Annotated in this window: 23 protein-coding genes; 9 read left to right on the forward strand and 14 right to left on the reverse strand. The window is 62.1% G+C overall.

Annotated elements, in window-relative coordinates:
- Positions 1 to 88 precede the first annotated feature (88 nt).
- From O9Z70_RS13190 to O9Z70_RS13200, 3 genes are all read left to right on the forward strand, one after another.
- The gene (locus O9Z70_RS13190) at positions 89 to 838 is read left to right on the forward strand and encodes a GntR family transcriptional regulator (protein WP_286019906.1); all 750 of its coding nucleotides are present in this window, start codon (positions 89 to 91) and stop codon (positions 836 to 838) included.
- A gap of 15 nt (positions 839 to 853) precedes the next feature.
- Positions 854 to 1,288, forward strand: a complete 435-nt coding sequence (locus tag O9Z70_RS13195; RefSeq protein ID WP_286019907.1) for an RbsD/FucU family protein — start codon at positions 854 to 856, stop codon at positions 1,286 to 1,288.
- 81 nt (positions 1,289 to 1,369) lie between these two features.
- A complete protein-coding gene (locus tag O9Z70_RS13200) occupies positions 1,370 to 2,221 on the forward strand; it encodes a fumarylacetoacetate hydrolase family protein (RefSeq protein WP_286019908.1) in 852 nt (283 codons plus the stop codon).
- A 52-nt stretch (positions 2,222 to 2,273) separates the two neighbouring features.
- Here the strand turns inward: O9Z70_RS13200 and O9Z70_RS13205 are convergent, their stop codons facing one another.
- Entirely contained in the window at positions 2,274 to 3,227 is a 954-nt protein-coding gene (locus O9Z70_RS13205) for a PfkB family carbohydrate kinase (RefSeq protein WP_286019909.1), read from the reverse strand.
- Positions 3,228 to 3,419: 192 nt separating this feature from the next.
- Between O9Z70_RS13205 and O9Z70_RS13210 the strand changes: the two genes are divergently transcribed.
- On the forward strand, positions 3,420 to 5,057 hold the full coding sequence (locus O9Z70_RS13210) for a Na/Pi cotransporter family protein (RefSeq protein WP_286019910.1): 1,638 nt from the start codon (positions 3,420 to 3,422) through the stop codon (positions 5,055 to 5,057).
- A 19-nt stretch (positions 5,058 to 5,076) separates the two neighbouring features.
- Here O9Z70_RS13210 and O9Z70_RS13215 read toward each other — a convergent pair whose 3' ends face one another.
- From O9Z70_RS13215 to eda, 5 genes are all read right to left on the reverse strand, one after another.
- Entirely contained in the window at positions 5,077 to 6,261 is a 1,185-nt protein-coding gene (locus tag O9Z70_RS13215; RefSeq protein WP_502870132.1) for an alpha-hydroxy acid oxidase, read from the reverse strand.
- Positions 6,262 to 6,608: 347 nt separating this feature from the next.
- Complete coding sequence (modB, locus tag O9Z70_RS13220) at positions 6,609 to 7,289, reverse strand: molybdate ABC transporter permease subunit (protein WP_286019911.1); 681 nt, start codon at positions 7,287 to 7,289, stop codon at positions 6,609 to 6,611.
- A gap of 286 nt (positions 7,290 to 7,575) precedes the next feature.
- Positions 7,576 to 8,313 (reverse strand): molybdate ABC transporter substrate-binding protein, encoded by a 738-nt coding sequence (gene modA, locus O9Z70_RS13225; RefSeq protein ID WP_286022018.1) that lies wholly within the window; start codon positions 8,311 to 8,313, stop codon positions 7,576 to 7,578.
- Positions 8,314 to 8,373: 60 nt separating this feature from the next.
- Positions 8,374 to 8,742, reverse strand: a complete 369-nt coding sequence (locus O9Z70_RS13230; protein ID WP_286019912.1) for a winged helix-turn-helix domain-containing protein — start codon at positions 8,740 to 8,742, stop codon at positions 8,374 to 8,376.
- A 27-nt stretch (positions 8,743 to 8,769) separates the two neighbouring features.
- Positions 8,770 to 9,405, reverse strand: a complete 636-nt coding sequence (gene eda / locus O9Z70_RS13235) for a bifunctional 4-hydroxy-2-oxoglutarate aldolase/2-dehydro-3-deoxy-phosphogluconate aldolase (RefSeq protein ID WP_286019913.1) — start codon at positions 9,403 to 9,405, stop codon at positions 8,770 to 8,772.
- 265 nt (positions 9,406 to 9,670) lie between these two features.
- Between eda and O9Z70_RS13240 the strand changes: the two genes are divergently transcribed.
- Entirely contained in the window at positions 9,671 to 9,967 is a 297-nt protein-coding gene (locus O9Z70_RS13240; RefSeq protein ID WP_286019914.1) for a GNAT family N-acetyltransferase, read from the forward strand.
- A gap of 4 nt (positions 9,968 to 9,971) precedes the next feature.
- On the opposite strand, the gene O9Z70_RS13245 is transcribed toward O9Z70_RS13240, so the two are convergent.
- The 8 genes from O9Z70_RS13245 to O9Z70_RS13280 all read right to left on the reverse strand — a co-directional run bounded on the left by O9Z70_RS13245 (position 9,972) and on the right by O9Z70_RS13280 (position 18,668).
- Positions 9,972 to 11,027 carry a DUF3298 domain-containing protein gene (locus O9Z70_RS13245; protein ID WP_286019915.1) on the reverse strand — a complete coding sequence of 352 codons (1,056 nt, stop codon included), beginning with the start codon at positions 11,025 to 11,027 and terminating at the stop codon, positions 9,972 to 9,974.
- Positions 11,028 to 11,093: 66 nt separating this feature from the next.
- The gene (locus O9Z70_RS13250; RefSeq protein ID WP_286019916.1) at positions 11,094 to 12,800 is read right to left on the reverse strand and encodes a sensor domain-containing diguanylate cyclase; all 1,707 of its coding nucleotides are present in this window, start codon (positions 12,798 to 12,800) and stop codon (positions 11,094 to 11,096) included.
- 107 nt (positions 12,801 to 12,907) lie between these two features.
- On the reverse strand, positions 12,908 to 13,501 hold the full coding sequence (locus O9Z70_RS13255; RefSeq protein WP_286019917.1) for an alpha/beta hydrolase: 594 nt from the start codon (positions 13,499 to 13,501) through the stop codon (positions 12,908 to 12,910).
- A gap of 118 nt (positions 13,502 to 13,619) precedes the next feature.
- Complete coding sequence (locus O9Z70_RS13260) at positions 13,620 to 14,135, reverse strand: hypothetical protein (RefSeq protein WP_286019918.1); 516 nt, start codon at positions 14,133 to 14,135, stop codon at positions 13,620 to 13,622.
- Positions 14,132 to 16,453: an LPS-assembly protein LptD gene (locus O9Z70_RS13265; RefSeq protein WP_286019919.1), complete on the reverse strand. Its 2,322-nt coding sequence runs from the start codon at positions 16,451 to 16,453 to the stop codon at positions 14,132 to 14,134. Before O9Z70_RS13265 ends, O9Z70_RS13260 begins: the two co-directional genes overlap by 4 nt.
- 341 nt (positions 16,454 to 16,794) lie before the next feature.
- Positions 16,795 to 17,229 (reverse strand): hypothetical protein, encoded by a 435-nt coding sequence (locus tag O9Z70_RS13270; protein ID WP_286019920.1) that lies wholly within the window; start codon positions 17,227 to 17,229, stop codon positions 16,795 to 16,797.
- The gene (locus O9Z70_RS13275; protein ID WP_286019921.1) at positions 17,222 to 17,929 is read right to left on the reverse strand and encodes a lysozyme inhibitor LprI family protein; all 708 of its coding nucleotides are present in this window, start codon (positions 17,927 to 17,929) and stop codon (positions 17,222 to 17,224) included. The genes O9Z70_RS13270 and O9Z70_RS13275 overlap by 8 nt, the downstream gene beginning before the upstream one ends.
- A gap of 250 nt (positions 17,930 to 18,179) precedes the next feature.
- Positions 18,180 to 18,668 (reverse strand): hypothetical protein, encoded by a 489-nt coding sequence (locus tag O9Z70_RS13280; protein ID WP_286019922.1) that lies wholly within the window; start codon positions 18,666 to 18,668, stop codon positions 18,180 to 18,182.
- Positions 18,669 to 18,937: 269 nt separating this feature from the next.
- Here O9Z70_RS13280 and O9Z70_RS13285 point away from each other — a divergent pair, with 269 nt between their 5' ends.
- From O9Z70_RS13285 to O9Z70_RS13300, 4 genes are read left to right on the forward strand one after another with little or no spacing between them, the layout of a single operon-like run.
- Positions 18,938 to 20,437, forward strand: a complete 1,500-nt coding sequence (locus O9Z70_RS13285) for a hypothetical protein (protein WP_286019923.1) — start codon at positions 18,938 to 18,940, stop codon at positions 20,435 to 20,437.
- A gap of 29 nt (positions 20,438 to 20,466) precedes the next feature.
- A complete protein-coding gene (locus O9Z70_RS13290; RefSeq protein ID WP_286019924.1) occupies positions 20,467 to 22,050 on the forward strand; it encodes an ankyrin repeat domain-containing protein in 1,584 nt (527 codons plus the stop codon).
- A 5-nt stretch (positions 22,051 to 22,055) separates the two neighbouring features.
- On the forward strand, positions 22,056 to 22,940 hold the full coding sequence (locus O9Z70_RS13295; RefSeq protein WP_286019925.1) for a peptidoglycan-binding domain-containing protein: 885 nt from the start codon (positions 22,056 to 22,058) through the stop codon (positions 22,938 to 22,940).
- 59 nt (positions 22,941 to 22,999) lie between these two features.
- Entirely contained in the window at positions 23,000 to 24,427 is a 1,428-nt protein-coding gene (locus tag O9Z70_RS13300) for a hypothetical protein (RefSeq protein ID WP_286019926.1), read from the forward strand.
- Positions 24,428 to 24,431: the final 4 nt, after the last annotated feature.

Consider the following 24,431-nt stretch of genomic DNA (forward strand, 5'->3'; position numbering starts at 1 on the left):
CTTCGTCCTGCCTTGGCTTACCCCCTCGCCGTGTGCCAAGGGAGAAACCGGCATTGTCATTCACCAGCGCTCTAGCTAACATGTTAGCATGAAAACGGAAGCCGGTCCTTACGATTTTCTCCCGGTGGCGGGCACCTTTTCGCGCGGCACCGTCACGCTGGATGTCACCAATACCCTGCGGCAGGCCATCGTCACCCTGGCGCTGGCTCCCGGCGCCATGCTGGATAAGACCGCCATCTGCACCCAGCTCGGGGTCTCGCGCTTCCCGGTGAGCGAAGCGCTGGCGCGACTGGCCGATGAAGGCCTGGTCGACATCGCTCCACAGCGCGGCTCCACCGTGTCGCTGGTCAAAATCGCCGATGTCCGCGAATATATGCTGATCCGCAAAGGCCTCGAAAGCGAGGCCCTGCGCGTCCTGATCGGCAAGCATGATGCCGGAATCATCGCGGCGCTGCACGCCAATATGGCGGCCCAGCGCGACGCGGCCTCGCGCGACGACGCCGAAACCTTTCACCAGATCGACGTCGCCTTCCATGACACCATTTTCCGCACCATGCGGCTCAGCAAGGTCAAGGCCATCATCGACAAGGCCCGCGCCAATCTCGACCGCGCCCGCCGCCTGATCATCACCCCGCGCCGACTGGCTTTGACCATTGCCGAGCATCAGGCCATTTTCGACGGCATTCTCGCCGCCGACGCCCCCCGGGCCATCGCCGCCATCCGCGCCCATATCGACGCCGTCATGGTCGAGCTCTTCGCCTTTGCCGGCGAACATCCCGAACTTTTTGCCGACGGTGCCGAATTCACTCCCGACAAAGACGATTTTCCTTTCGGCTGAACCCACGGAACCGCCATGCTCAAACATATCCCGCCGCTTCTCGGCCCCGAGCTTCTCGCCACCCTGCGCGCCATGGGCCATGGCGACGAGATCGTCATCGCCGACGCCAATTTTCCGGCCAGTTTCCTCGGCCCGGAAGTGCATCGCGCCGACGGCATCGCCGCCACCGACATGCTCGATGCGGTGCTGACGCTGCTGCCGCTCGACGATTTCGTCGACCAGGCCGCCATCGGCATGGCGGTAGTGGGCGATCCCGAGGCGCGCCCGCCCATCTTTGCCGAGTTCGCGGCGATCATTGCCCGCCACGAGCCCAAGGCCGGTTTTTCCACTATTGAGCGCTACGCCTTTTACGACCGCGCCAGACAGGCCGCCGCCGTGATCCAGACCGGCGAAACCCGGCTCTATGGCAATGTCATCCTCAAGAAGGGCGTCATTCGCGCCGCCGCCTGACAAGACGGATTGGACCAAAGCCGCCCTCGACAGCCTAACATGTGAGCCCTATGAGGGGCCACGACACTAGGAGACCCTGCCATGAAATTGCTTCGCGTCGGCGCCAAGGGCGCCGAAAAGCCCGCTATCCTTGCCCAGGACGGTTCCATCCGTGACCTGTCGGGCGTCGTCGCCGATATTGGCGGCGAGGCGCTGACGCCTGCCGGCCTCGCCAGGATCGCCGCCGCCGACATCGCCAATTTGCCTCAATTGGACGCCGCCGAGCGCATCGGGCCCTGCGTGGCCAATGTCGGCAAGTTCATCTGTATCGGCCTCAATTATGCCGACCATGCCGCCGAGACCGGCTCCCCGATCCCGGACGAGCCGATCATCTTCATGAAGGCCACCAGCGCCATTATCGGCCCCAATGACGACGTCATCATCCCCAAAAACGCCATCAAGCCGGATTGGGAAGTCGAACTCGGCATCGTCATCGGCAAGGAAGCCCGCTATGTCGACGAGGCCGACGCCTTCGACCACGTCGCCGGCTATTGCCTCGTCAACGACGTCTCCGAGCGCCATTTCCAGACCGAGCGCGGCGGCACCTGGGATAAGGGCAAGGGCAGCGACACTTTCGGCCCCATCGGCCCCTGGCTCGTCACCCGCGACGAGGTTCCCGATCCGCAGAACCTCAATATGTGGCTCGAAGTCGACGGCAAGCGCTACCAGGACGGCTCGACCAAGACCATGATCTTCGGCGTCGCCAATGTGGTTTCCTATGTCAGCCAGTTCATGAGCCTGCAGCCGGGCGACATCATCTCCACCGGCACCCCGCCCGGCGTCGGCATGGGCATCAAGCCCGATCCGGTCTGGCTCAAGCCCGGCAATGTCATGCGCCTGGGCATTGACGGCCTCGGCGAGCAGACCCAGAACGTCAAGGCCTATAGCGCCTGACCGCACGCTTCCGCGCCCTCCCCCTCCCCCTCCCCCTCAAGGGGGAAGGCGCTCATTGCCCCAGCACGATATCCACTTCCGCCCGCGTCGGCGGATTGCAGCCCTTGCGCCCGCAATTGATCCCCGCCACCACCGCACCGAAACGCAGCATGGCGTGAAGCTGTTCGCTGCCCAGCTCACCGAGCTCGGCGGGCCGGAGCGCGTCATGCTCGGCCAGCCAGGTGAGGATTCCCGCCATCAGGCTGTCGCCCGCGCCCACCGTGTCGCCGAAAACGGGCGGCGCATAGATCGGCGCCTGCCCCTTGGCGCGGCGTGAGAACGCCAGGCTGCCCGCTTCCCCCAGCGTCACCACCACCAATCGGCAATGGCGGCGCCGCAGCAAATCGGCGGCATGGTCCTCGATGCTGCGTCCCGGCTCCAGCCAGGCATGGTCCTCCTCGGACAGCTTGATGATATGGGCGCTGTCGAGGAAACCGGAGAGCCGCGAGCGATAGCCCTTCTCGTCCTCGATCAGCTTCTCGCGCACATTGATGTCGATCGAGATGACGGCGCCGCGCCCCGCCGCCGCCGCCACCACATCGGTCCAGATCGCCGCATCCTCGGCCAGGATCGGACAGAAGCCGCCGATCTGATAGAGCTGCACCGCCTCGGGCAGGGCCGCCAGCAGGCCCTCACGGCTAAAGGCCCGGTCGGCGCCGCGCTCGAATATATAAGAGGCCTGCATCTTCTCGTTGAAGGTGACGATGGCCCGGGTCGTCGGCGCCGCCACCCGTTCGCCGAGCAATATGCTGACGCCGGCTTCGGCCAATGGCGCCAGCAATAGCTCGCCATGCGCATCCTGGCTGATGGGGCAGAGAAAGCCGGCATCATTGCCCAGCTTGGCCAGCGCGATGGCGCAATTGAACGGCGATCCGCCCGCCAGCGCCACCCGCTCCGCATCCGCTCCGGCCGCGACCGGCACCAGATCGATAAGGCTCTCGCCGCCGACGACAAACATGCCCTGCATTCCCCTCGCCAATCTTCGCAGCGTGCCAATAACACTTTCTGCCACCCTGTCACCAGCGTCTCGGCGAACGGCCGGTGCGGGGCCATGACTTGGCCGTAATAAACGCTTATAAAACAAAGGTATTGCGGCCGCCCGCGGACTAGCCGATGATCTTCGGCCATAGCTGGGCCCCTCACGCTTTTTCAGGATGCCATGAACGTCTATCTCGTGCTCATCAACATTGCCGGTGCGGTCACGCTGCTCTTATGGGCGACCCGCATGGTCCGCACCGGCATGGAGCGGTCGCAAAAGGCCGTTTTGCACCGGTTGCTGAGCCAGGGAAAGCGTGGCCATATCAAATCCGCGGCCCTGGGCGGCTTCGTCGCCATCCTGCTGCAAAGCTCCACTGCCGTGGCGCTGATCGCCGCCGGCTTCGCCGCCAGCGGCAAGCTGACGCTTTCGGCGGGCCTGGCCACCATGCTGGGCGCCGATCTGGGCTCCGCCGTGGTCGTGCAATTGCTCAGCGTCAATCCCGCCTGGCTCATGCCCCTGCTGATGATTGCCGGCGGCCTGATGTTCTTTCGCAGCCAGAACCGCGACATCCGCCAGGCCGGGCGCATCGTCATCGGCATTGCCCTGATCCTGATGTCCCTGCGGCTGATCGGCGAAGCCACCGCGCCCCTGCGCGAGGCCCCGCTTCTGCCCGATGTGGTGGCCTATCTCGCCGGCGACCCCTTCACCGCTTTCCTGCTCGCCGCCATCTTCACCTGGATCATTCATTCCAGCGTCGCCTTCGTCCTGCTCGTCGCCACCTTCGCCATGCAGGGCCTGGTGCCGTTCGAGCTGGGCGCCGCCCTGGTGCTGGGCGCCAATATGGGCTCCTCCATCATCGCCTTCATGCTGACCCGCGCTGGCACCGCCGCCGCGCGGCGCATCACCCTGGGCAATTTCATCTTCCGGGCGAGCCTGGCCGTGGTCGGGCTCGGCCTGCTCTGGCTCAGCCATCTCCCCGGCACCTGGCTCGGCCCCGACGCCGCCCGGCAGATCATCAATTTCCACCTGCTGTTCAACGTCGTCCTGCTGCTGATCGCCCTGCCGCTCACGACGCCCATGGCCCGGCTCACCCTGCGCCTGGTGCGCGCCGGGCCGGAGCGGGAGCAACTCCTGGTCCCGCCCAGCCGGCTCGACGACAGGCTGATCGAGCAACCGGCCCTGGCCCTGGCCAGCGCCAAGCGCGAATTGCTGCGCATGGCCGAGATCGTCGAGCGCATGCTGCAGCCAGTCATGGAGCTTTATGAAAGCGCCGATCCCGAAAAGATTCGCGAGATCAAGCAGCTCGAACACGCGGTCAATGCCGCCCAGTCCGATATCAAGCTCTATCTCTCCCGCATCCGCTATGCCCATCCCAACGGCCCGGAAGCCCTGCGCGGCCAGGAATTGGCGCAATTGGCGATCAATCTGGAATATGTCGGGGATGCGGTGGTCAAAACCCTGGTCAAGCTCGCCGAAACCCGCGCCGAGCAGAAGGTGAAATTCTCCCCCGCCGGCTGGCGCGAGCTCAACGACCTGCATTACCGCGTGGTCGAGAACCTGCATCTGGCGCTCAATGTGCTGATGTCGGATGACCGCGCCTCGGCCGAATTGCTGCTCGAGCAGAAAGCCTCGCTCGGCCATGCCGGCCGCGCCAGCGCCACCGAGCATCTGGTGCGCCTGCGCGAGGGCGCCCAACGGTCCATCGCCACCAGCGATCTGCATCTGGAAACCGTCCGGGCGCTGAAGAATATCAACTCCCTGCTGGCCAGCGTCGCCTATCCGGTACTCCAGCGCACCGAAGACCCGCAGCCGCAATAGGCCGACGGCCCCCTTCTCGTCACCCGCGCGCTATCGGCGCGTTGCGCGGCGGAAGGTCGTTGGAATAGATATTGTGCAGCCCGACATTGAGAATGTCGCGCTCTCCGCACAGCGCCATGGTGGTGTCGAGTTCCCTGCGCATGATCTCGAGCACCCGCGTCACGCCCGCTTCGCCTCCCGCACCCAATCCATAGAGCATAGGCCGGCCGATAAAGGTCGACTTGGCGCCATAGGCCAGCGCCTTGATCACGTCCTGGCCCGAGCGGATGCCGCTATCGAGATAGATTTCGGTCTTGTGCCCGACGCGGTCGACGATTTCCGGCAAGACCCGGATCGTCGATGGCGCGCCGTCCAATTGCCGCCCGCCATGATTGGAGACCACGATGGCATCGGCGCCATTGTCGATAGCCGCCTGTGCGTCGTCGGCGTCGAGCACGCCCTTGACGATGACCGGGCCGCCGAACCGCTCCTTGATCCAGCGCACATCGCTCCAATTGAGCGTCGGATCGAACTGGCTGGCGGTCCAGGCCGACAGCGAGGCCAGGTCGTGGTCGCCGCTCACATGGCCGACAATATTGCGGAAGGTACGCCGCTTCGTCCCCAGCATGCGCAGGCACCAGAGCGGATGCTGCATCATCTGCCAGATCGAATGCGGGGTGAATTTGGGCGGGGTGGAGAGCCCGTTGCGGATATCCTTGTGCCGCTGGCCCAGGATCTGCAAATCCATGGTCAGGATCAGCGCCGAGCATTTCGCCGCCTTGGCGCGGTCGATCAGCCGATGGATGAAATCGCGGTCGCGCATCACATAGAGCTGAAACCAGAACGGGGCGCCGGTATTTTCGGCGATGTCCTCGATCGAGCAGACGCTCATGGTGGAAAGCGAAAAGGGAATGCCGAATTTCTCGGCTGCCTTGGCCGCCTTGATCTCGCCATCCGCCACCTGCATGCCGCCGGTCGCCGCCGGGGCGATGGCCACCGGCATGGTGATGTCCCGGCCCAGCATCTTCACCTTGAGATTGCGCCCCTCCAGGTTCACCGCCACCTTCTGGTTAAGCAGGATCTTGGCAAAGTCGCTCTCATTATCGCGATAGGTGCTCTCGGTATAGGAGCCGCTATCGGCATAGTCGAAGAACATCTTCGGCACCCGCCGATGCGCCAGTCGCTTCATTTCGTCGACGGTCAGAACCTTGTCGATAGCGGTCATTCACGGGCACTCCGGCTGTTTCGCCTGCCCTAGCAACTAACATGTTAGCAGTCAACTTCATGCCGGCCCTGCGGGTAAAATCGCTCCGGTGGAGCGATTTTAGGCATGAAGGCCATGAGACTTCCAAGCGTGTCCGAAGGACAAGCAGCGCCGGTGGCGCTGCGCCAGCGCGGAAGGCCATGAGAGCTATGCTCGAATGGCAGCCCGCAGCCGGTCCTCCCCGGCTCGTCACCCCCGCGCTCGACGCGAGGGCTCTTGCGACACGCCCCGAAAACACAAAACCCTCGCGTCGAGCGCGAGGGTGACGAGTGACGAGTGACGACTGACGGCTGATAATTTCCCACACCCTAGTGAACCGGCGCACTCATCCGCTTGTTCACCGTCATCGTCGCGAAAATCACCACGAAGGCGAACACCACCATGCCCAGCGCCAGGATATGGGCCTTGTCCCATTCCAGCCGCTCGACAAAATCATAGATGGCGATCGAGATCACCTTGGTCCGGCCCGGAATATTGCCGCCGATCATCAGCACCACGCCGAATTCGCCCACACTATGGGCGAAGGCCATGATGCCGCCCACCAGATAGCCGGGCCGCGCCAGGGGCAGCACCACCCGCCAGTAAAGCTGCCAGCGCCTGGCGCCCAGCGTATCGGCCGCCTCCAGCACCTCTTTTTCGATGGCGGCAAAGGCATTGCGCAGCGGCTGCACCATGAAAGGCAGGGAGGCGATGACCGAGCCGATCACCAATCCGCCAAAGGAAAAGGCCAGCGTCCGCGCCCCCCATAGGCCGGCCAGCGCCCCGCCCGGCCCGTTCGGCCCCAGCGCCAGCAGCAGATAGAAACCCAGCACCGTGGGCGGCAGCACCAGGGGCAGCGTCACCAAGGCCCCCACCGCCTCTTTCCCCGCCCAGCGCCCATGCGCCAGCCACCAGGCAAGGGGCGTGCCGGCGACCAACAGGATGCCTGTGACGCAAAACGCCAGCATCAATGTGAGGCCGATCGGAGCAATGAGCGGAGCGAGGTCCATGATGATTTCCAAAAATTCGCGGTTTTAGCCCATTACGATGGGACATTCGGCTACCTCAAGAAAAGCGACCCCATCGCCCCCTCCCCCTTGAGGGGAGGGCCGGGGTGGGGGTGCTGCGGTTCCCGCAAAATCAGCAGTCTTGCCCGCGCTCCGCCACCCCCACCCCAGCTGCGCTATGGCCCTTCAGGCCAGCTACGCTACCCTCCCCTCAAGGGGGAGGGCGCAGGAACCGCGACCTTGGCGCCTAACCGCGACTCCCTGAAAGAACCGCCGACCATGCCACCCCTCACGGCACCGAATACCCCGCCGCCTCGATCACCGCCAAAGCCGTTTCCGAGCGCAGAAAATCCACCAAGGCCAAGGCCGCCGGATTGTTCTCGCCTTCCTTGAGCAGCACCGCGCCCTGGGCGATCGGCTCGTGCAATTCGGCCGGCACGATCCATTGATCGGTCTTGCCCAGCACCTGGCTGGCGGCCACGAAACCCAGTTCCGCATTGCCGCTTTCGATGAATTGCAGCGTTTGCGAAATATTCTCGCCCCAGACGATCCTGGGCTCCAGCGCATCGTAAAGTCCCAGCGCCGTCATGGTCTCCACCGCCGCGGCGCCATAGGGCGCGGCCTGCGGATCGGCGACCGCCAGATTGCCGAATTCAGCGCCCAGCGCCGCCCGCCCATCGCTGAGATCGCGGCCCGGCCCGTATAGCGCCAGCCGCCCCTCGGCATAGACGAAGAACGTGCCCTCGACGCCGAAGCCCTCGTCAATGGCCCTTTGCGGACGGTCGATATCGGCGGCCAGGAACACGCCAAAGGGCGCCGCCTGGGTGATCTGGGTATAGAGCTGCCCGGTGGCGCCGAAGCTCAGCACCACCTCATGACCGGTCTCGGCTTCGAACAGGGCCGCCAGTTCTTCGGAAACGGCGGTGAAATTGGCGGCAACGGCCACATTGACGCTCTCGGCAAAAGCCGGAAGCGCGGTCGTTGCCAGCAGGGCGGCGGAAAGCAGAATACGGGTCACGGCAATCATCCGATATGTTTGACTGTACATATCGATGGCCAAAATCCCGCGCCGGCGCAAGCGATATGTTTAGCCAGACCTATCGGTGATCAGCGACCGCAGCGCCGCGACATCCTCCCCGATCGCCGCCTGCGCCTTGTCCTGCATGGCCCGGTATTTCTCCAATACCTCATGCCCCAGCGGCGTCAGGCTGGCCCCGCCCTGCGCCGCGCCGCCGCGGCTCGACACCACCAGCGCCCGCCCGAATCCCTCATTGAGCGCCTGCACCAGGCTCCAGGCCCTTTTATAGCTCATCCCCATCGCCTTGCCGGCGGCGCTGATCGAGCCGGTGCGCACGATCCCCTCCAGCAGATCCGCCCGGCCCGGCCCGATATAGGCCGTGTCGGTCAGCACGATACGCAGATGGCCGAGGCCGTGTTCGGGAACGGGTTTGCTCATGAGCGCCGCTCGCCTTCCCGCGCAAAATTATCCCCGCAATCCGCTCGCTTCCTGCGCCAACGCCTCGATCCGGGCGAAGTCGCCGCTCGCCATGGCATCGGCCGGCATGACCCAGGAGCCGCCCACGCAGATCACATTGGGCAGCGCCAGATAGGTCCTGGCCTTGGCCGCGTCGATGCCGCCAGTGGGGCAGAAGGTGATATCGGGCAAGGGCGAAGCGAAGGCCTTGAGCACCGGCGCACCGCCCAGCGCTTCGGCCGGGAAAAATTTCAGGAACGAATAGCCCCGCTCGGCCGCCGCCATCGCCTCGGTCGGCGTGCCGATTCCCGGCAGCAGCGGAATGGCCACGTCTTCGGCCGCATCGAGCAGGCGCGGCGAGGCGCCCGGCGACACCATGAAACGGCAGCCGGCATCGATCGACGATTGCATATGCGCCGCATTGCGCACCGTGCCCGAGCCGACAATGGCGCCGGTGACCTTGGCCATCTCTTCCATCACCTTGAGCGCATTGGGGGTGCGCAGCGTCACCTCCAGCACTGGCAGGCCCCCCGCCACCAGAGCCTCCGCCAAGGGTCTCGCCTGCGCTACATCGTCCAGAATGATGACCGGTACTACCGGGGCAAGCGACAGAATGGAGCGAATGGCATTGGCGTCCTGCGGCATGAAAACTACTCCTCGGCTGGAATTTGCCCCAGCGTTAGGCGCCCGGCCAATTTCCTGCAAGCTCCTTCATTGAATTGCCGGGAGAAAATACCGAACCGGCGTGAAGGAAGAAACCGTGCCGGCGATCACCCGTTAAGCGGCCGATCCGTTAGCCGATGGACCGATGTGCCGCGCTCGACGTTGACGATGTGTTACCCACTCGACCGACTTGCGACTGGGATGCGAAACGCCCACATTGTCCATTCGATGCTTGAAGGAAGCGATCATGACCGAAGGCGAATACAAGATCACCCGCGAGGAAGGCCCGACGCGCGGCCGCTATGTCATTCGCCTGGCTCCGGGCGCCGAGGCCGAGATGACCTATAGAAAAGCCGGCTCCGGCCCGATGATCATCGATCATACCGGCGTCCCCCCCGAGTTCGAGGGCCGGGGCATTGCCCTGCGATTGGTCAAGGCCGCCATTGCCGATGCCCGCCAGGAAAGCTTCAGGATTACGCCGGTCTGCTCCTATGTGGTCGCGCAATTCCGCCGTCATCCCGAATGGGCCGTACTTTTAAGCTAAGCCCTTAAAAACCATAGCGGATTTCCTCCGCTCCCGTGGCCAGATATGGCTCCAGATCGCTCCAGCGCACCCGCGCCTCCGGCGCGCCATAGGCATAGGCCGAGATTTCATAGGGCTGGAACTGGATGACCAGGGCGTAAGCATCGGAGAGGTTCCAGCGCGTCGGATCGACCACGGCTTCGCTCAGATAGCTGATATCGTCCAGCATCAGGTTGTCGCCATGTTCGAGCCTGGCCGCAGCCAGCGCCAATTCGATCAGGGCCTCCTGCCATCCCGCGCCGGCGAACAGGTCCTGCGCCTCGAGGAACCTCCCCTCCTTGATCAGGTAATGCCGATAGCTGATACCCCAATTGCCGTGGGCGGCGCCATGACCATACCAATATGTACTGGCCTTGAGACTGATCCGCCCCGTCCCCGCAACCTCTTGTATAATCAGCGAATTATTAGTGTCGATGCTGTTGTCGTCGTCGTTTTCACCCGAGCTTTCCCCCTCGACAATGACCGGCGCCATGCGCTCGCCCTCGGCCTGCACCGCCTCGTTGAAGCCGGCGGCGAAGTCCTCGCTGGAATCGAGTTGCACCATGGAAAATTCATGCCGGGCCACCGGCCACCAGGAATCCGGGTTCCCGGTCTCACGGGGATCGGGCAGCGCCGCATAGCGGGAGACGGGATAGAAACGCAGCCCCTCGATCATCCGGCTCTGCTCCAGAGCCTTGCTGCGATTGGTGAAAAGATCGACCAGACAGGCTATTCCGCGCTCGTCATAGGCCCCGGCCGCCAGCGGCGTGGCATCGCTGGTGCAGGCGCGCTGGGCATAGCTCAGCCATTCGCGCTGGCCGATACGCATCTCGCCCCGCGCCGATTCCGACAGCCCCCCGGTTGCCGTCTCATAGGTTGCCGCAAGCCGCTCATCGACAGCCGAAAGGTCGGGACTATTGCAAATGGCCTGTTCAAACGGCGTCGCGGCCTCGGCGCAGTCGAAGCTCGCTGCCGCCGTCACTCCCACGGAGCCGAAGAATCCAGCAAAAACCACGGCAAGACCGGAAAAGAAGCGGATCATCTTAAGCCTCCATTGTGCCGATATCGCCCCCACGATAGCGGCGAAGCGCCATTCCGTCACCTGCAGTCAGGCCCGCAATGGCCGGGTCTGCATTTGATGGTCGAACACGACCAGCCGGTCGCGCCCCTGCGACTTGGCCATGTAAAGCGCCGCATCGGCCATATCGGCGACGATTTCCAGCGCATCTCCCTTTTCGGCGAGGCAAGCGCCGATACTGACTGACATGGAAATCTCCCGGCCATCCGGCAATAGAACCGGCAATTGCCCCATTGCCGCCAACACCGATTCCGCCGCGTTCCGCACCATCTGCGGCGTGGCATCGGGCAGCAGGACGATGAATTCGTCCCCGCCCCACCGAGCGCAAGTGTGTCGATCCGCGATAGCGCCGGTAATGCGCCGGACCACCTCGATCACGACGATATCGCCAGCGGCATGGCCGTAATTGTCATTGACCAGCTTGAAGTGATCAATATCGACCAGCAGCAATCCATATTGGGTTGTCGAGGCGGTTTCCGCATGGACGGCGGCCAAGCCGCGTCGATTGAGAACGCCGGTCTGCCCGTCTTTGAACGCCAATTGCTGCAGTTCCCGGGTCCGATCGCTGACCCGGGCTTCGAGCAGTCGGGTATTGTCGTCCACCACCGCGGCCATTTCGGCAAAAGCCCGGCCAAGCCGGCCGATCTCATCCCGGGTGCCGCTGCCGAATCCCAGGGCCGGCTCGAAATTGCCGGCCCGCGCCGCATGCACCACCTGTTCGAGCCGGACCAGACGGTCGAGCACCGTCTGCTTGAAAACCATCATCAACATGAAGGCGACGAGCCCCATGACGCCAACCAGCAGCAATCCAATTGGCAGGAACAGGCGCCGGTCGATGATCGCGTCCACATCCATCAGGGTGATGTTGAACCAGCCAAGCCGGTCGAGATAGCCGATACCGGCCAGCGCCTGCTGGCCGCCAACGGTTACAAAGGTCGAACGGACCAAGCTGGTTCCGGATGCGACCTCCGCCATCAAGGCCCGCAGCCGCATCCGGTCATCATCGTTGTCCACCAGTGAGAAAATGCTGCGTTTGCCGGCCGTTTCCGCCGCCAGGCTCGCCAGATCGACCAGATTCTCGTCGCGATGGGCCTGCACCTGGCCGTGACGGTCCACGAACATGGAGGTCACGCCGATTTGAGGAATGTTGACCACTTCCTGAATGAAGGCGGAGAGATCGATGCCGGTGCCCAAGACGCCAAGCACCGTATCCCCGTCGCGAATGACGCAATTCATCCAGACTTTGGTTACATGCAGATTGGCGTCGTTATCGACATTGAGATGGCAGCCTTCTCCCAGCGCCTTGGTGGTGAAATACCAGGCGTCACGAGAATTTTTAGCGTCCACCGCATAGCGGAACTGGTCCCCGGCATAGGAATTGGCCGCATCGTTGAAATAGTAATTGCCGGACCGGTCGATGACGAAAAAATAGGAGCCGTCCGCGAAGCTCCGGCGATAATGCTCAAGCTCGGCAATACCGCGCCGCCTCAGGCTCGGATTGTTCTCGTCGCTGGCCCAGTCGCGCATGGCCTGGCTGCCGGCAAGCGCCTCGGCCAGCGCCACTTCCCGCGTCAACGCCCCCAGGCCGCGATGCCGGTCATAGAGAACCTGCTTTTCGGCAAATAGCGTACCGAGTTGGATAATGGTGGAATTGGCGATCCAGTTAAACGCGGCATAGGCGGGCATGGCCACCGCGGCAAAGCCGAGCAGGACGAAAACCAGGACCCTCAACGACAAGGTGCGGGCGATGTGCTGACCGATGGAGCGGATGGAACACCTCGTTCAAGGCGTCGATATTGGCTGGCAACGCCTCAAAAACCCGTTAAAGCCAATCCGCGCCGCGCTCACAAAAATTGCTGGACGGCCGCCAATTCCTCCTGGCGCAATTCATGCCCGCCCTCATGCCAGGTCAGGCTGACATTGGCGCCATTGGCCGTGAAATAATCTGCCAGCGCCTGGCTTGCGGCGGCCGGGGCGATCGGATCGTACCGGCCCGCCGTGATCAATACCTGTCGGTCGGAAAAATCAGCCTCGGCCGGCGTAAACGGAATGAGCGGATGCATAAGTACGGCGGCGTCGAACAGATCGGGCGCCGCGAACATCACCGAAGCTAGGATATTGGCGCCGTTGGAATAGCCCAGCCCCAGCACGCGAGACGGACGGCTATCCCCGATCTGCTCCGCAATGAAATCCGTCATCGCGGCTTTACGCTGCGCCAGGTCATCCATGTCATAGACGCCCTCCGCGGTGCGGCGGAAATAGCGGAGCGCCCCCTGCTCGCTGACGTCGCCGCGAGGCGCCACCCGCCGGGCTCCAGGCAGCAATTGTCCGGCAAGGTCGAAGAACTGGTCTTCATCGCCGCCCGTGCCATGAAACAGGAAAATGACGGGAGCTGCCTTATCGGCGCCCTCGGCGCTGCGGAAATGATATCGAGACATCTTCTTCTCCTGGCTGTCGGCCCCGATATTGGCGATCATCGGCGCCGACACAATATGCCGGCTACGCCACACTCCGTTGCATATTCAGAAACAATTGCGCCAGGCCAATGCCCGGACGTCAACGCGGTTGAGTGCTGACCAGCCCGGGCCGGTATCCGGCCAGGATTGCGGCGCGCAAGGCTTCGGCCGCGCTTTCCGCTGCCTGCTCTTCCACACCGCGCGCCGAGGCGAGATTGGTCGGGGACAATTTTCCGCCCTGATAGGCGCTATCGGCAAAGCGGGTAGCGGCGAACAGCGTTTCCCCATCCTGAACGATCGCGATCCGCGCTTCGACCCGGACATTGACCGGCCGCCCCACGGCAAAGGCATCCGACAGGGCGGAGGCGACCGATCTGCTGCTTGCCGAGACGCGCAGAACCGGGTCGTCCGGCCCCGCCTGGTTCGGAAACGCCACGCTCAATCGGTCAAGGATAATCCGTTCCAGACGATTGGCCGGCGGTGCGAAATTGAACCGCGCGTCGGCCAGACTCGCGCTCGATCGATCCCCATAGACCGGCGCAAAACTGGTACAGCCGCTTAAGAGGCCAGCCAGCAAGGCACCACCCAGCAAGCTCATGACATCGCGTCTTTTCATGGTGTTCCTCCGCTGAGCCAGGATTGCAGCGGCACGGCGCCCGAATAGCCCACATTGAAACCGGCCGGCGCCGACAGGCGGAATGTGACCGTGGCGCGCAGGTCATTCTTGTCTATATGCGTCGGGCCTGTGCGGGTGAGGTTGGCGGCCATATTGAGATAGCCATCATTGTAAGCGACGCCGCCGCCGACCTGCAGCCAGCTATTGCCGGCAATGTCCCAATAATAATTGCCGGAGGCCGACCAATATTCGTCAATGGGCACGGTCAACTCGGCGCCGATCTCATGCAGATTTCTTGTATTCCCCGCCAATGGCGTCGCCGCGGCATAGCGATAATTGAGCGCGCCGCCCCAGCCGTCCTGGCTATAGGCGACGCCCAGCCCGGCCCGCGCCAGGCTCAGATCATCGGTGTCAAGCTGCGCCTTGCCGCCGAACTTGAAGGCATCGGCGACGACACCATAGGCGCCGAGCACCGCATAAGAAGCCGCGCTGTCGAGGCCGGATGCGACACCGGCCCGTTGCCGGTTGGGCGCGGCAAAGACATTGGTTCCGGCAAGCTGGAAGGATTGCCCGGCCACCAATTCGAGATAATTTCCATCATCAAGGCTGGCCAGATAGCGGCCGCCGACATTCAGCCGCAGCCCGGTCTCCTGCCGGTCGATGCCGGTAAAGCGGTTATAGCTGAACAGATTGGTATCGTCGAAGATCACGCTTTGCGAATCTTCATTGGTGATGCCTGGCTGGATGCTCGAAGCGCCCCGATAGACGATTTGCGCAATGGGCTCGACCAGATGGGTGATGCCCGGACTGCGCGCCACTAATGGATAGCGGACATCGAGCGCCGCAATGGGCGTCGCGCCCAGGAGCGTACTGGCAGCAGGGGCTTCCTTCGCCGAGCTTTGCCCATCATATCCTGCCGTATCTAGCCTGATACCGGCAAACGGCGTCACCACGGCGCCGCCAGCGATCCACTGGTTCTGCCAGCTCGCCTGCGCCATGCCATGCATACGGGTTCCTGCATATCCAAAGTCGTAAGGGACACCACCAGGAGCGGAATAATGATCTCGCTCGCGATAAATACCCAGCATCCGCGCTTCCACCGCGACCTGTCCGGCTCCCGGAGCCAGCTTGAAGGTCCGTTCCACCCGCAGATTGGGCAACGCCATGCCCTGTTGCTCGCGCTTCTGATCCGTATTGTCGCCAAGCAGATTGAATTGCTGCAGCCGCGCATCGATGTAAGTGTCCTCGGTCAGATGCGTCGCATAGACTTCATTGACCGCCGCGCGGCGGGGGCTGAGCTGATAATCCTTGAAATAGGCGCTGTCGGTAAAGGCCGCATAGGCAAAGCCGAGCGTCCAATCCTCGACCGGCCGGAACTCGCCCTGTGCCTGCACGGCGCCGCGCCAATCGCGTTTGGCATCGGGGAAGCTGAAGGCGTTCGGATCGAATTGGTGCAGGCCCGAAGCCTTGATGCGGAACGAGCCCTGATCGAACCGCTGCACCCATTCGGCGCCAAGGAGAAATCCCTGGCGGGACAAAAGCGTTGGCGTCAGAATGATATCGGTCGTGCGGGTCGAATAGACCGGGAACGACATTTCCGCCCGCATGCCGATCTGCTCGCTATAGCCCAGGCTGGGCCGCGGCAGGGCGTCCAGCGCTTCATTGCTGAGATCGGGCAGCCACAAATAGGGCAGCCATGCCACCGGCACGCCGAGCAGCGACAGGATCGGCTGCTCGAAGCTGACCGAACCATCGTCGACATTCTGCACCACTTTGGCGGCGCTCATCGACCAGCCGATCCGGCCACCATGTTTGCCGATACATTCCCCGCAAGGCGCATAATCCGCATTCATCAGGATAGAGCGCAATTCCCGGTCGAAATCGGCGCTATCGGCAGTGATCCGCGATCCGTCATAGGCCGTGATCGTCATCGAATCGAGCAATGTGCGCTTGAGATTGCCGGTTAGCGCCAGGGTGGAACTCTGCGAAACATTGCCCGCCGGGTCGGTGACCCGGACATTGCCCACCACATCCATCTCACCGCCGCCGCGACGATAGACCAGCTCATTGCCGGTAATGGTATAGCCGCTGACCCGTAGCACCACCTCGCCACGGGCGGTGATGATATTGCGCACCGAATCGAAAACCAGCTCCTCAGCCTCGACCGCCGTGGAGGCCGCCGGATCGATGGGAGCATTGAAAAAGCTCTCGGGCACCAGCCGCTGCGCCTGGGCCGGCACAAGGCCCGCCAGTCCGAAACCGACAATGGCGGCCAAAGCCGCCAGGCCCAGAAGATTATGGCGATATACCGGCCTCAAGAATTCTCGCCCTTCTTTCCAGGCTCTCGCCAGGAAGAAAGCGCCGCGCTGCGCCCGAACTCAAACACTATCGCTTCCCTACGCGCAATGGCGGACCAAACCAGATCGATAAAGTACCGCCCAATCTAGCCCCGGGCAATGAACAATGTGCAAACCACGCAGTCGCGCCGTGCCATAGCGCCATCTCCGCAACATTGCGGGGCCTGGTCGCTGGTCACCCCGCTCGGACGCAACGGCACGATTTTCCTGTCCGGTCTCCTAAGCCACCCGCAAGGATCGTCGTGAATGCGGAATTGTATCCGGGGACCGCACCACAGGAATTTAGTCGCTTCCTGGACGCCTTAGCCGTCTTCAAAAAGTTCGAAATCTTCATCAAACGAATAGGTTCGACAATCGACGCGCGGCATTCCTGCCAGAAGGCCAAGCTCGGCGCGTGATGAGAAGATATGCAGTGGAATAGGGTCCGACATTTGGCCCAGCGGGATGTTGGCGGGGTTTGTGCTGCATTCCCGGCGATCAAATGTCAGGATATAGTTCACGATGGACGCGCAGCGGCGGCAATCCTTGATGTCGGCAAGGTGCATTTGACATTGGAACGCGACCTCGCCAAGGACGCCGGAAAGACTGGCTTCGCCGGCATGGTTGAATTTCAGTTCGGCGTCGATAGTCTTGCTTGAATAGACGCAACTTGCCGCCGGCTGGTCAGCTCGGAGCCCGGTGGGTAAACCAAACGACGCGAGTACCGCGACGAATGATGCGCTGATCAGACTATTCATCAGTCGGCCAGACCGCGCCCTGCTCGCCGTCCTGCGTGATCCTCAATTGGCCGCTCTCGATCACCCAGCCAATGTGGTTGGTCGCGCTGAAAACGGCCCGCGCGGGTGGGGCGGCCGGCACTGGCCCGAGGATTTCAAGACGCGGCCCATTGCCGTCGACGGTACACAGATTGGCGATGGCATGACTGACGTCGCCTTCATCGTTTTCTCTGGCGAACAGGAAAATGCCGTCGTCGCAGTCCGCGCCGCCATTGCAATAGCTGCACGAGGTGATGTCTATCGTTTCGCGCTGCCCATCGGCCAGTGAGATGTCGAGCAAGCGCTGATCGCCATCCTGCCGCGTGGCCCAGGCAATGCCGGCTTCCTCATCGCTGCGGGCGAGACCGGTGGGGTCGCCGAAATGGCTGGCGGCGCGCAGCAATTGCAGGTCCCGGCACCACGCATAGGCATGGTCGGTGAGAAAGACGAGGCTCTCAAGCCGTTTTTGCGTCAGGTCCAGCCGGCAGGCGCCAGCATTGATCCAGGCGCCGGTATTGCCGGGGGAATTCTCGATCAGCGTGCAATAGCTCTCGCGATAGTCGAGCCAGGCCGATTGCGCAGCGGCAATCGCATCGCGATCCGCCGCGCGGCAATAGTTCTTTGCCGCTCGCGCGAGCGCGGTCTCGATATCCAGATCGAGGACGGCGCTCCGATCGATCATGCAATCGCCGGCCATCGCGCCGCCGAGAGCGTAATCAGGCTGATCGAGGCAAGCCTCATAGGCTTCGCCGAGACTGAAGGACTCAGCCCCGGTCGGCGTGCCAGCCAGCCCAAGGAGGGCCGAAGCGAATACCAATGATATTGCAATAGTCGATAGGCCGCCGGCACTCTTCATATCGCCACTGCTCGCATCGTCCTATTCCCCTGACGCATTTGTCCGCAATATTCCAGCAATCGTCACACGAGCTGTCTCATTCCATCCTTGAGACAGTCCCCCAATCTTCGACACCTTTGCGCAACAGCCGGAAATTCACACAATCGCCGCCATGATGTCCGGCCCGGCTCCAACACCACCGCAGATTGCTTCCATTGACCGTCAAATTGGCCGTCTGCGCATAATCTCTGTAGGCGTTATATGTATCTTTAAGAATACTCGGCTTGCCGACGAACTTTATTACGCAGGTATTCGTGCCTGTTGCCGTGGCAGAAAGGTGCTGCGGCTCCATGTATGACGCTTCGTATATTGTCGCTCTTGAGCCAAAGTCAGAACTCGTTGCCGTCAAAGTGTCAAGAAATACGTAGTACGATTGCGCCATAAAATTCATTCTGGCGTACTGCCCGCTGATCGGACCAATATCATTTCGCCAGTACCCATAGAACGCCGGCCCGCAATTCGCGAAAGCGGCGCCTGAAAATGTCAGCGTCGTGACCAGCACCAATAGCTGCAGGATTATCCTCACAGTCCACTCCTTCGCATTTCAACAATTGCGTCCGGTCAGCACGGCCGCAAATGCTTGACGTTAGACGGGAACAAGGGGCGCGCAATCACCCGTAAGGGTGATGCCGTCGCCGGCAGTCGCTGTTATCGTCAATTGCTGACGGGATTCCGGCGGACACCATGACAGTACAAAGCTTTTTCGCCGGCGGAAAACGCAGTCTTGAAACGAAACCGGCTGGGCAGGCATAAATGTTGAACGGTCTTCGATTTATCGCTCTGCCTCTGGCGTTGATGGCGTCCGCGCCGGCGCTCGCTCTCGAGGCCGAAATACTCGAAGAGGTGGCGCTTCAACTGCGTGAGAGCTGGGCGTCATCCTGCGTCACTATTCCGCTCGGCAATCATCAATATGCCGCCGAGGCACCAGCGGCGTCGGGCGCCGAACAGGCCGGGCTGAGCTTCGACCGCGCGGTCGATCTGGGCGGGTGGGACAAGATCGACGCGGTGACGGTGACTTTTTCGGATTACCTGGGCAATCCAACCCCCGAACCATCCGTCGACGGCGGTGCCGTGCTGGTCGAACTGGTCGCAGCCGATGATCCCCTGATAGAGGTCGCCCCCGACACGCGTTCCGCCTGTTTTGCCTTGCAGGGCAGTTTCGCCGATATCCGGCCCACATCGATCATTCCCGTAACGCTCGATGACGGGCGGCCGGGACGGGTCTATTTCTTCGATTATACCGCCAATTGGTCGCCGGCGGTCGCGCAACGCTACCAGATGGGCTCGGAGAGAGTTGCGGCGGTTTTGGTCAGCTTCGATCCGGGGACCGGCTGGAACCGGATCGAGTCATTGAGCACCGAGGAGGCTGGGCTGTCATTCCCGCCCGACAGTTTCAGCAGTGACGGGCTGGCCCGGTTCGACATTGAACACGAGGACAGGATCGAAATAGTCGAGGTTCCCGAGAACTATCAGGCGGACCTGCCGCTGGCGGTACGGTATGGGACGGTATTTCCGGCAGATGTTGCGGCCTGCCGGGGGGGAGAGCCATGGGAGCAGCCGGACTGTCTCGGTGCCGTTGCCCAAAGCGGCGCTATTCTGGGGGCGCTCAGCCGATGCGCGCGCGACGATACCGGATGCCTCACCGACCTCTTCCATGCAGAGGCGCCCGACACGATTGCGGATTGGTGCCTGCCCCAACAGGGCGATGACGGGTCCAAATTGCCCCGGTGCCAGGCATTTGCCGCGCTTACCGGCACACAGGACCAGCCCGCCGCGGCATTGCCCCATTGGCGTTCTCCCAGGCTGATCCGGCGGGACGAGCCCGGCGGCGCGGCGTTCTTTATCCGCGCGCATTCGCTTGAATACGGGCCGCTAGCAGAGTTTGAAATTTCTGAAAGGGAACGAAGCGATGGCACGCCCTATCTCAAGATTACCTGCGGCGCGGGGCAGTTGGGCGCCGCCATGCTGTATGCGGCCCATTCGCCGCTCTGGGCGGCCGGCGAGCCGGTTTCCGCCAATGTGAAAGGGCGGTGGGACGAGGAGCATGACACCGCATTCGTGCTGGTCGCCGATAGGGATGGATCAACACTGGCGTTCGATGACGGCGATATCGCAAGGTTCTTTGGGAACGCCTTGCGCGGCGAGAGCTTCGATCTCACCACTTCAGGCGACGCCGCCATGCGCGCCCATTTCTCGATCAGACGAATTGTCAGCGCTTTCGGCGACGATATCGACCTGCCGGCCCTGCTCTCAGAGGCCGGATGCGGCGCGGCCGTCGGGGAGGCAGGCTTGTAATGCGGCTCATAGTCCTGCGGAGAGCCAGGATGCTGGCACTGCTTCGCGCCATTGCCATTCTGATGGGCGCTTCCACCGCAGCGCTATATCCTTCGCAGGGCGTCGCGCAGCCTGTGGCGGACCCGGTGGCGCAGACGATGGTGGGCCAACTCCAATCGGCTATTCTGCGAAATGACGCGGAGCACCTGGAGGCGTTCTCGAAAGTAGGGCTCAATCTCGCCCTTCTTGGCGATGACGGCCGGCGTTTGATGTTCCTTGCGGCGGAAGAAGCGCAGGAAACAACCATCGATCTCCTGATCGGGCTGGGAGGTGATGTCCAGGCGCGCAACGCTATGGGTTACACTCTGGTAATGGCCGCCCTGGCAGCGGGAAATCTGGAGAATGCGCTGCTCTTCCGCGAGCGCGGCGTCAAACTTGACGTGCTGGGCCATGACGGCCACAGCGCCGAAACCCTCGCCGAGCTTATCGGCGCCGAGGGCTTTGATTCCGGACGGACTGCGCCGGTGCTGACCCTCGATCAGGCTCAAGCCGATCGTCTGCTGCTGCTGGCTGTCGAGCATGGTGACCTCGAGGGCATTAATTTCGCCTTGGCTAATGGCGCCAGCCTTGGAGCCTCTGCCGTCAATGGCTGGTCGGCTGTGATGCTTGCAGCGCTGGCAGGCGATGAAGAGATCCTGAGTCTGCTGGTGTCGGAACTGAAGCGGGACGGTGCCGATGGTCTGGCCAGCGAGCGGAACCGGACCGTAGGACAAGATAAATTCGATGTGGTGCTGGCCGCATTGGTCGGCGAAGGCGGCGGCTTGGAGCCAGATCACCAAAAGGTCGTCGAATTGCTCGGCAGGCTGCGGACCGATTTGTTCGATGGCGACTTTCCGGCAGAGCGCCTCCGGCTTTATCGATCTGTAGCGGAGCGCATGAATTATGATCCGCTCATCATCGATCCTGCGTTGGAGCCGGGCGCGGATGCCGGGCGGAGTTCCGACCGCCTGTCATCCCCGGAATTTCTGCCTGAATTCGAATATTACCTGCCCTATGCCATTGCGGACAACCAGACCGGCTGGTGGATCGTGCAAACGGTGCTTGAGTCCGAGGGGTTGCTCGAAATTGTCGACGATTTTCCGGGGCCGAATACCTATTCCGCCCTGCTTTCCTATCTGGAACCCCTTGAGCAAATTCTTGCCGATCGCGCCATGGAGGCAATGATCCGGGCCGATAATGCGGATAGCCAGCCGGTGCCCGGGGCTTATTTCGGGTATGGCGAGGTCGGCGATAGCAAAGGCGAATATAAAATCGCCATTGTCGACGGGACTGACCGCAGAATACCCGCTGGATATACCGGATATATCTATTACCCGGATGGCGGCGAGCCCCGCTACAGCTTCAAATTTGCCCTCGATGGCGGGCCGCAACACTGCATTGTCACCAATGACGACCCGGACACGCGCAGCCGCATGTTCCGCTGCCCATTGCTGAACGGCGTGGTGACGCTGACCAATACCAGCAGTTACGATTCAACCTGGTTGTCGCTCGATTTCGGCTCGGGCGAAGACAGCGTCCTCACCCTTACAAATCGCTCCTCTCCGTTCCAGATACCGCGACCGGGAGGACAATAACGACAATGTTCGCAGCATCAGTTCTGCAATTCATGCGTCCCCTCCTGCTGCCGGTGCTCGTCATTGCGGCGGGGGCACATTTGGTCTCCGGGGCCGCGGCGCAGGGCGGCATTGTCACCGGCGGTCCCGAACCGCTAACCCCGGAAGCGGAAGAACTCCTGCGCGAGGGAGATGAATTTCTGGAGAATCTGCGCCAGGACCTCTTGCAACAATTGGAAGACTTCAGGCTGGAATATGGCACATCCGCCCCCGAATTCCTGCCGCCGCTTGAATACGATCTGCCTTTCGGCATGCCTGCCGACCGCAATGGCTGGAGGCAGGTCCAGCAAAAGCTCCAGGCCGCCGGTTTCTATGACGCCGCCATCGATGGAATTCCGGGCGAAAAAACCCACGCGGCATTGCTGGCCTATATGGAAAACCTGGAACAGAGCTTGGTGGACCGGGGCATCGAGGCCATCAGACGAGGCAAGAAGGCCGCACCATGGCGCGATGGCCATTCCGAATTGGGCTATGGCGTGGAAGGAGACCGGGCCGGCGAGTTCAGAAGGGTGGCGGTAGATGGGGCGCCGGCGATGCAGCCCGCAGGCTATAGCGGGTACTCGTTCGAGCGAGACGGGGCCCACATTTATCAGTTCTCCTATGCAATCGAGGGCAGCCCCGACCAAGCCTGCAAAGTGCATAATGACGACGAAATTCTATCTGACCTCCGCCCGATAGATCGCGCATTCACATGCCCCTTGTTGAATGGCGAAATTATACTTGGAAACGGTTATATTCTCGATTTTCCTTTCACAGCTTTGGGGATGAATATTGATGGGGTTATAGAACTTTTTGGAGAATTCCGGTGGCACCAGACCCCGACCCAAATACCAACGCATATCATCGAGTAAGCCGCGTCGCCGTCAGGCCGGCCTAGGCCGGATTCCAAGACCAAGGAAAGGTCGCAAGAATGTTTGAATTAGGCGTTTCAAGCGACAGTCCGCAGCATCTTTCATGCCGGTCTCTGCCGCTGCGCATCCTTGCTATGGTAATTGTTGCCACTGGCCTCGCAGGCACCACGCCCGCATTGGCAAATCCGAATAATCCAACCCGTATTGAAGATTGTAACGCCGAGACTGCGCAGTTCAGCAGCAGGTTATCGTCCGTAAGAGAGCAACTGCACATATGTATTATGAGGCGAGTGCCCGGCGAACCATGGGGACCGGTTTCGCAGTGCGGCCGTTCAAACGCCCAATCCTGCTTACCGTTGGACAATCAGTTATGCGAACTGGAGGCACAGAAAAGACTGGCGCGTGACGCGTGCGTGGCCCGCGTGAGACTTCACCAGCAGGAAGAGGCGGAGGAAAGACGCCGACAGGCCGATGAAAAGCGGGCGGAGGCGGCGCGCCAGAGAGAAGCCGCCGAACTCGAGCGTGCGCAAGGCAATCCAATGGCGGCGGCGATCGATGTTCAGATAGGCGCGGTTGCGGGGGGTCTTGGCGCAGCAGCCGCTGGCGGCATTCCCGTGGGATTGCCGATAGGCGCCCTGCATCTGTCGAATGAATTTTCGGCGATCGGCGGCGCCGCAGCCAATCGCATCCGCATGGATTCGCTCAACCAGCTCGAGAATGCGCTGAACGCCGCGCTGGGCATGAGCACGGAAGGGGCGGGGCCGAATGCTTCATCGCCCTATGACCGCCGGCCGACCCAGGCGCAGATCGCTTACGAGTTGAACGCTCCGCTGGACCAGGCGGAGCGGGCCGCTGCGCTGCAAGTGCATCTGCCCTTTGGCGGCGAGAGCGCCGTCGTCGGTGCGAACGCCCAATATTTGACCGACCTCGCCTATGCGCGTGCCAACGGCACGCTGACGACGCCCCTGTCGCAGACGCAAATCCAGTCCGCCATAAGCGCGGGGAGCGTCACTGGCGGACAAGGCGCGAGCTTGGCGATCATCGAGGACGAGGAGCCATTGCGGCAGGCGTCAGAATATGAAGATGGGCTATTGCAACAGCAGAGGCTGGCCAGCCTCGGTGAGGTTCAGGCTCGTCTCGAAAGCGAGCGGCTGGCGGAAGCGGAAAGACAGTGGGCCATGCAAGTGCAGCAGCAAATCTGGGAATCGCAGAATGTTTATTCTGCTCAGAGTTCGAGTGGGGGCGAGCTTTCAAAACCAGATTGTGTTGAAGTGGAGGAGTTGAGCCACCACCCGGGAAAAATTCACGTGCGCAACCACTGCGATTACGACGTGTCTCTGAATAATACAAATATTCCGGTCATAAATAACGGATTTGAATACACTTGCGATAGAGATACATATATCGGATTTGCTCACCCATCCAGCCAATACCCCACGTTCAATCAAATTATTAGAGATTGCTTGCGAGATATAACTAGGAAGTAGGATA

The organism is Devosia sp. YIM 151766 (assembly GCF_030285925.1).
GTDB lineage: Bacteria > Pseudomonadota > Alphaproteobacteria > Rhizobiales > Devosiaceae > Devosia.

What these genes read in the sequence shown, in the direction of transcription:
- O9Z70_RS13285 (WP_286019923.1), top strand. Translation starts at nt 18,938, where the DNA reads ATGGCGTCCGCGCCGGCGCTCGCTCTCGAGGCCGAAATACTCGAAGAG.
- O9Z70_RS13290 (WP_286019924.1), top strand. Translation starts at nt 20,467, where the DNA reads ATGCTGGCACTGCTTCGCGCCATTGCCATTCTGATGGGCGCTTCCACC.
- O9Z70_RS13210 (WP_286019910.1), top strand. Translation starts at nt 3,420, where the DNA reads ATGAACGTCTATCTCGTGCTCATCAACATTGCCGGTGCGGTCACGCTG.
- O9Z70_RS13270 (WP_286019920.1), bottom strand. Translation starts at nt 17,229, where the DNA reads ATGAATAGTCTGATCAGCGCATCATTCGTCGCGGTACTCGCGTCGTTT.
- modB (WP_286019911.1), bottom strand. Translation starts at nt 7,289, where the DNA reads ATGGACCTCGCTCCGCTCATTGCTCCGATCGGCCTCACATTGATGCTG.
- O9Z70_RS13245 (WP_286019915.1), bottom strand. Translation starts at nt 11,027, where the DNA reads ATGATCCGCTTCTTTTCCGGTCTTGCCGTGGTTTTTGCTGGATTCTTC.
- O9Z70_RS13275 (WP_286019921.1), bottom strand. Translation starts at nt 17,929, where the DNA reads ATGATCGATCGGAGCGCCGTCCTCGATCTGGATATCGAGACCGCGCTC.
- O9Z70_RS13215 (WP_502870132.1), bottom strand. Translation starts at nt 6,261, where the DNA reads ATGACCGCTATCGACAAGGTTCTGACCGTCGACGAAATGAAGCGACTG.
- O9Z70_RS13300 (WP_286019926.1), top strand. Translation starts at nt 23,000, where the DNA reads ATGTTTGAATTAGGCGTTTCAAGCGACAGTCCGCAGCATCTTTCATGC.
- eda (WP_286019913.1), bottom strand. Translation starts at nt 9,405, where the DNA reads ATGCCGCAGGACGCCAATGCCATTCGCTCCATTCTGTCGCTTGCCCCG.
- O9Z70_RS13205 (WP_286019909.1), bottom strand. Translation starts at nt 3,227, where the DNA reads ATGCAGGGCATGTTTGTCGTCGGCGGCGAGAGCCTTATCGATCTGGTG.
- O9Z70_RS13260 (WP_286019918.1), bottom strand. Translation starts at nt 14,135, where the DNA reads ATGAAAAGACGCGATGTCATGAGCTTGCTGGGTGGTGCCTTGCTGGCT.
- O9Z70_RS13295 (WP_286019925.1), top strand. Translation starts at nt 22,056, where the DNA reads ATGTTCGCAGCATCAGTTCTGCAATTCATGCGTCCCCTCCTGCTGCCG.
- O9Z70_RS13195 (WP_286019907.1), top strand. Translation starts at nt 854, where the DNA reads ATGCTCAAACATATCCCGCCGCTTCTCGGCCCCGAGCTTCTCGCCACC.
- O9Z70_RS13240 (WP_286019914.1), top strand. Translation starts at nt 9,671, where the DNA reads ATGACCGAAGGCGAATACAAGATCACCCGCGAGGAAGGCCCGACGCGC.
- O9Z70_RS13230 (WP_286019912.1), bottom strand. Translation starts at nt 8,742, where the DNA reads ATGAGCAAACCCGTTCCCGAACACGGCCTCGGCCATCTGCGTATCGTG.
- O9Z70_RS13190 (WP_286019906.1), top strand. Translation starts at nt 89, where the DNA reads ATGAAAACGGAAGCCGGTCCTTACGATTTTCTCCCGGTGGCGGGCACC.
- O9Z70_RS13200 (WP_286019908.1), top strand. Translation starts at nt 1,370, where the DNA reads ATGAAATTGCTTCGCGTCGGCGCCAAGGGCGCCGAAAAGCCCGCTATC.
- modA (WP_286022018.1), bottom strand. Translation starts at nt 8,313, where the DNA reads ATGATTGCCGTGACCCGTATTCTGCTTTCCGCCGCCCTGCTGGCAACG.
- O9Z70_RS13255 (WP_286019917.1), bottom strand. Translation starts at nt 13,501, where the DNA reads ATGTCTCGATATCATTTCCGCAGCGCCGAGGGCGCCGATAAGGCAGCT.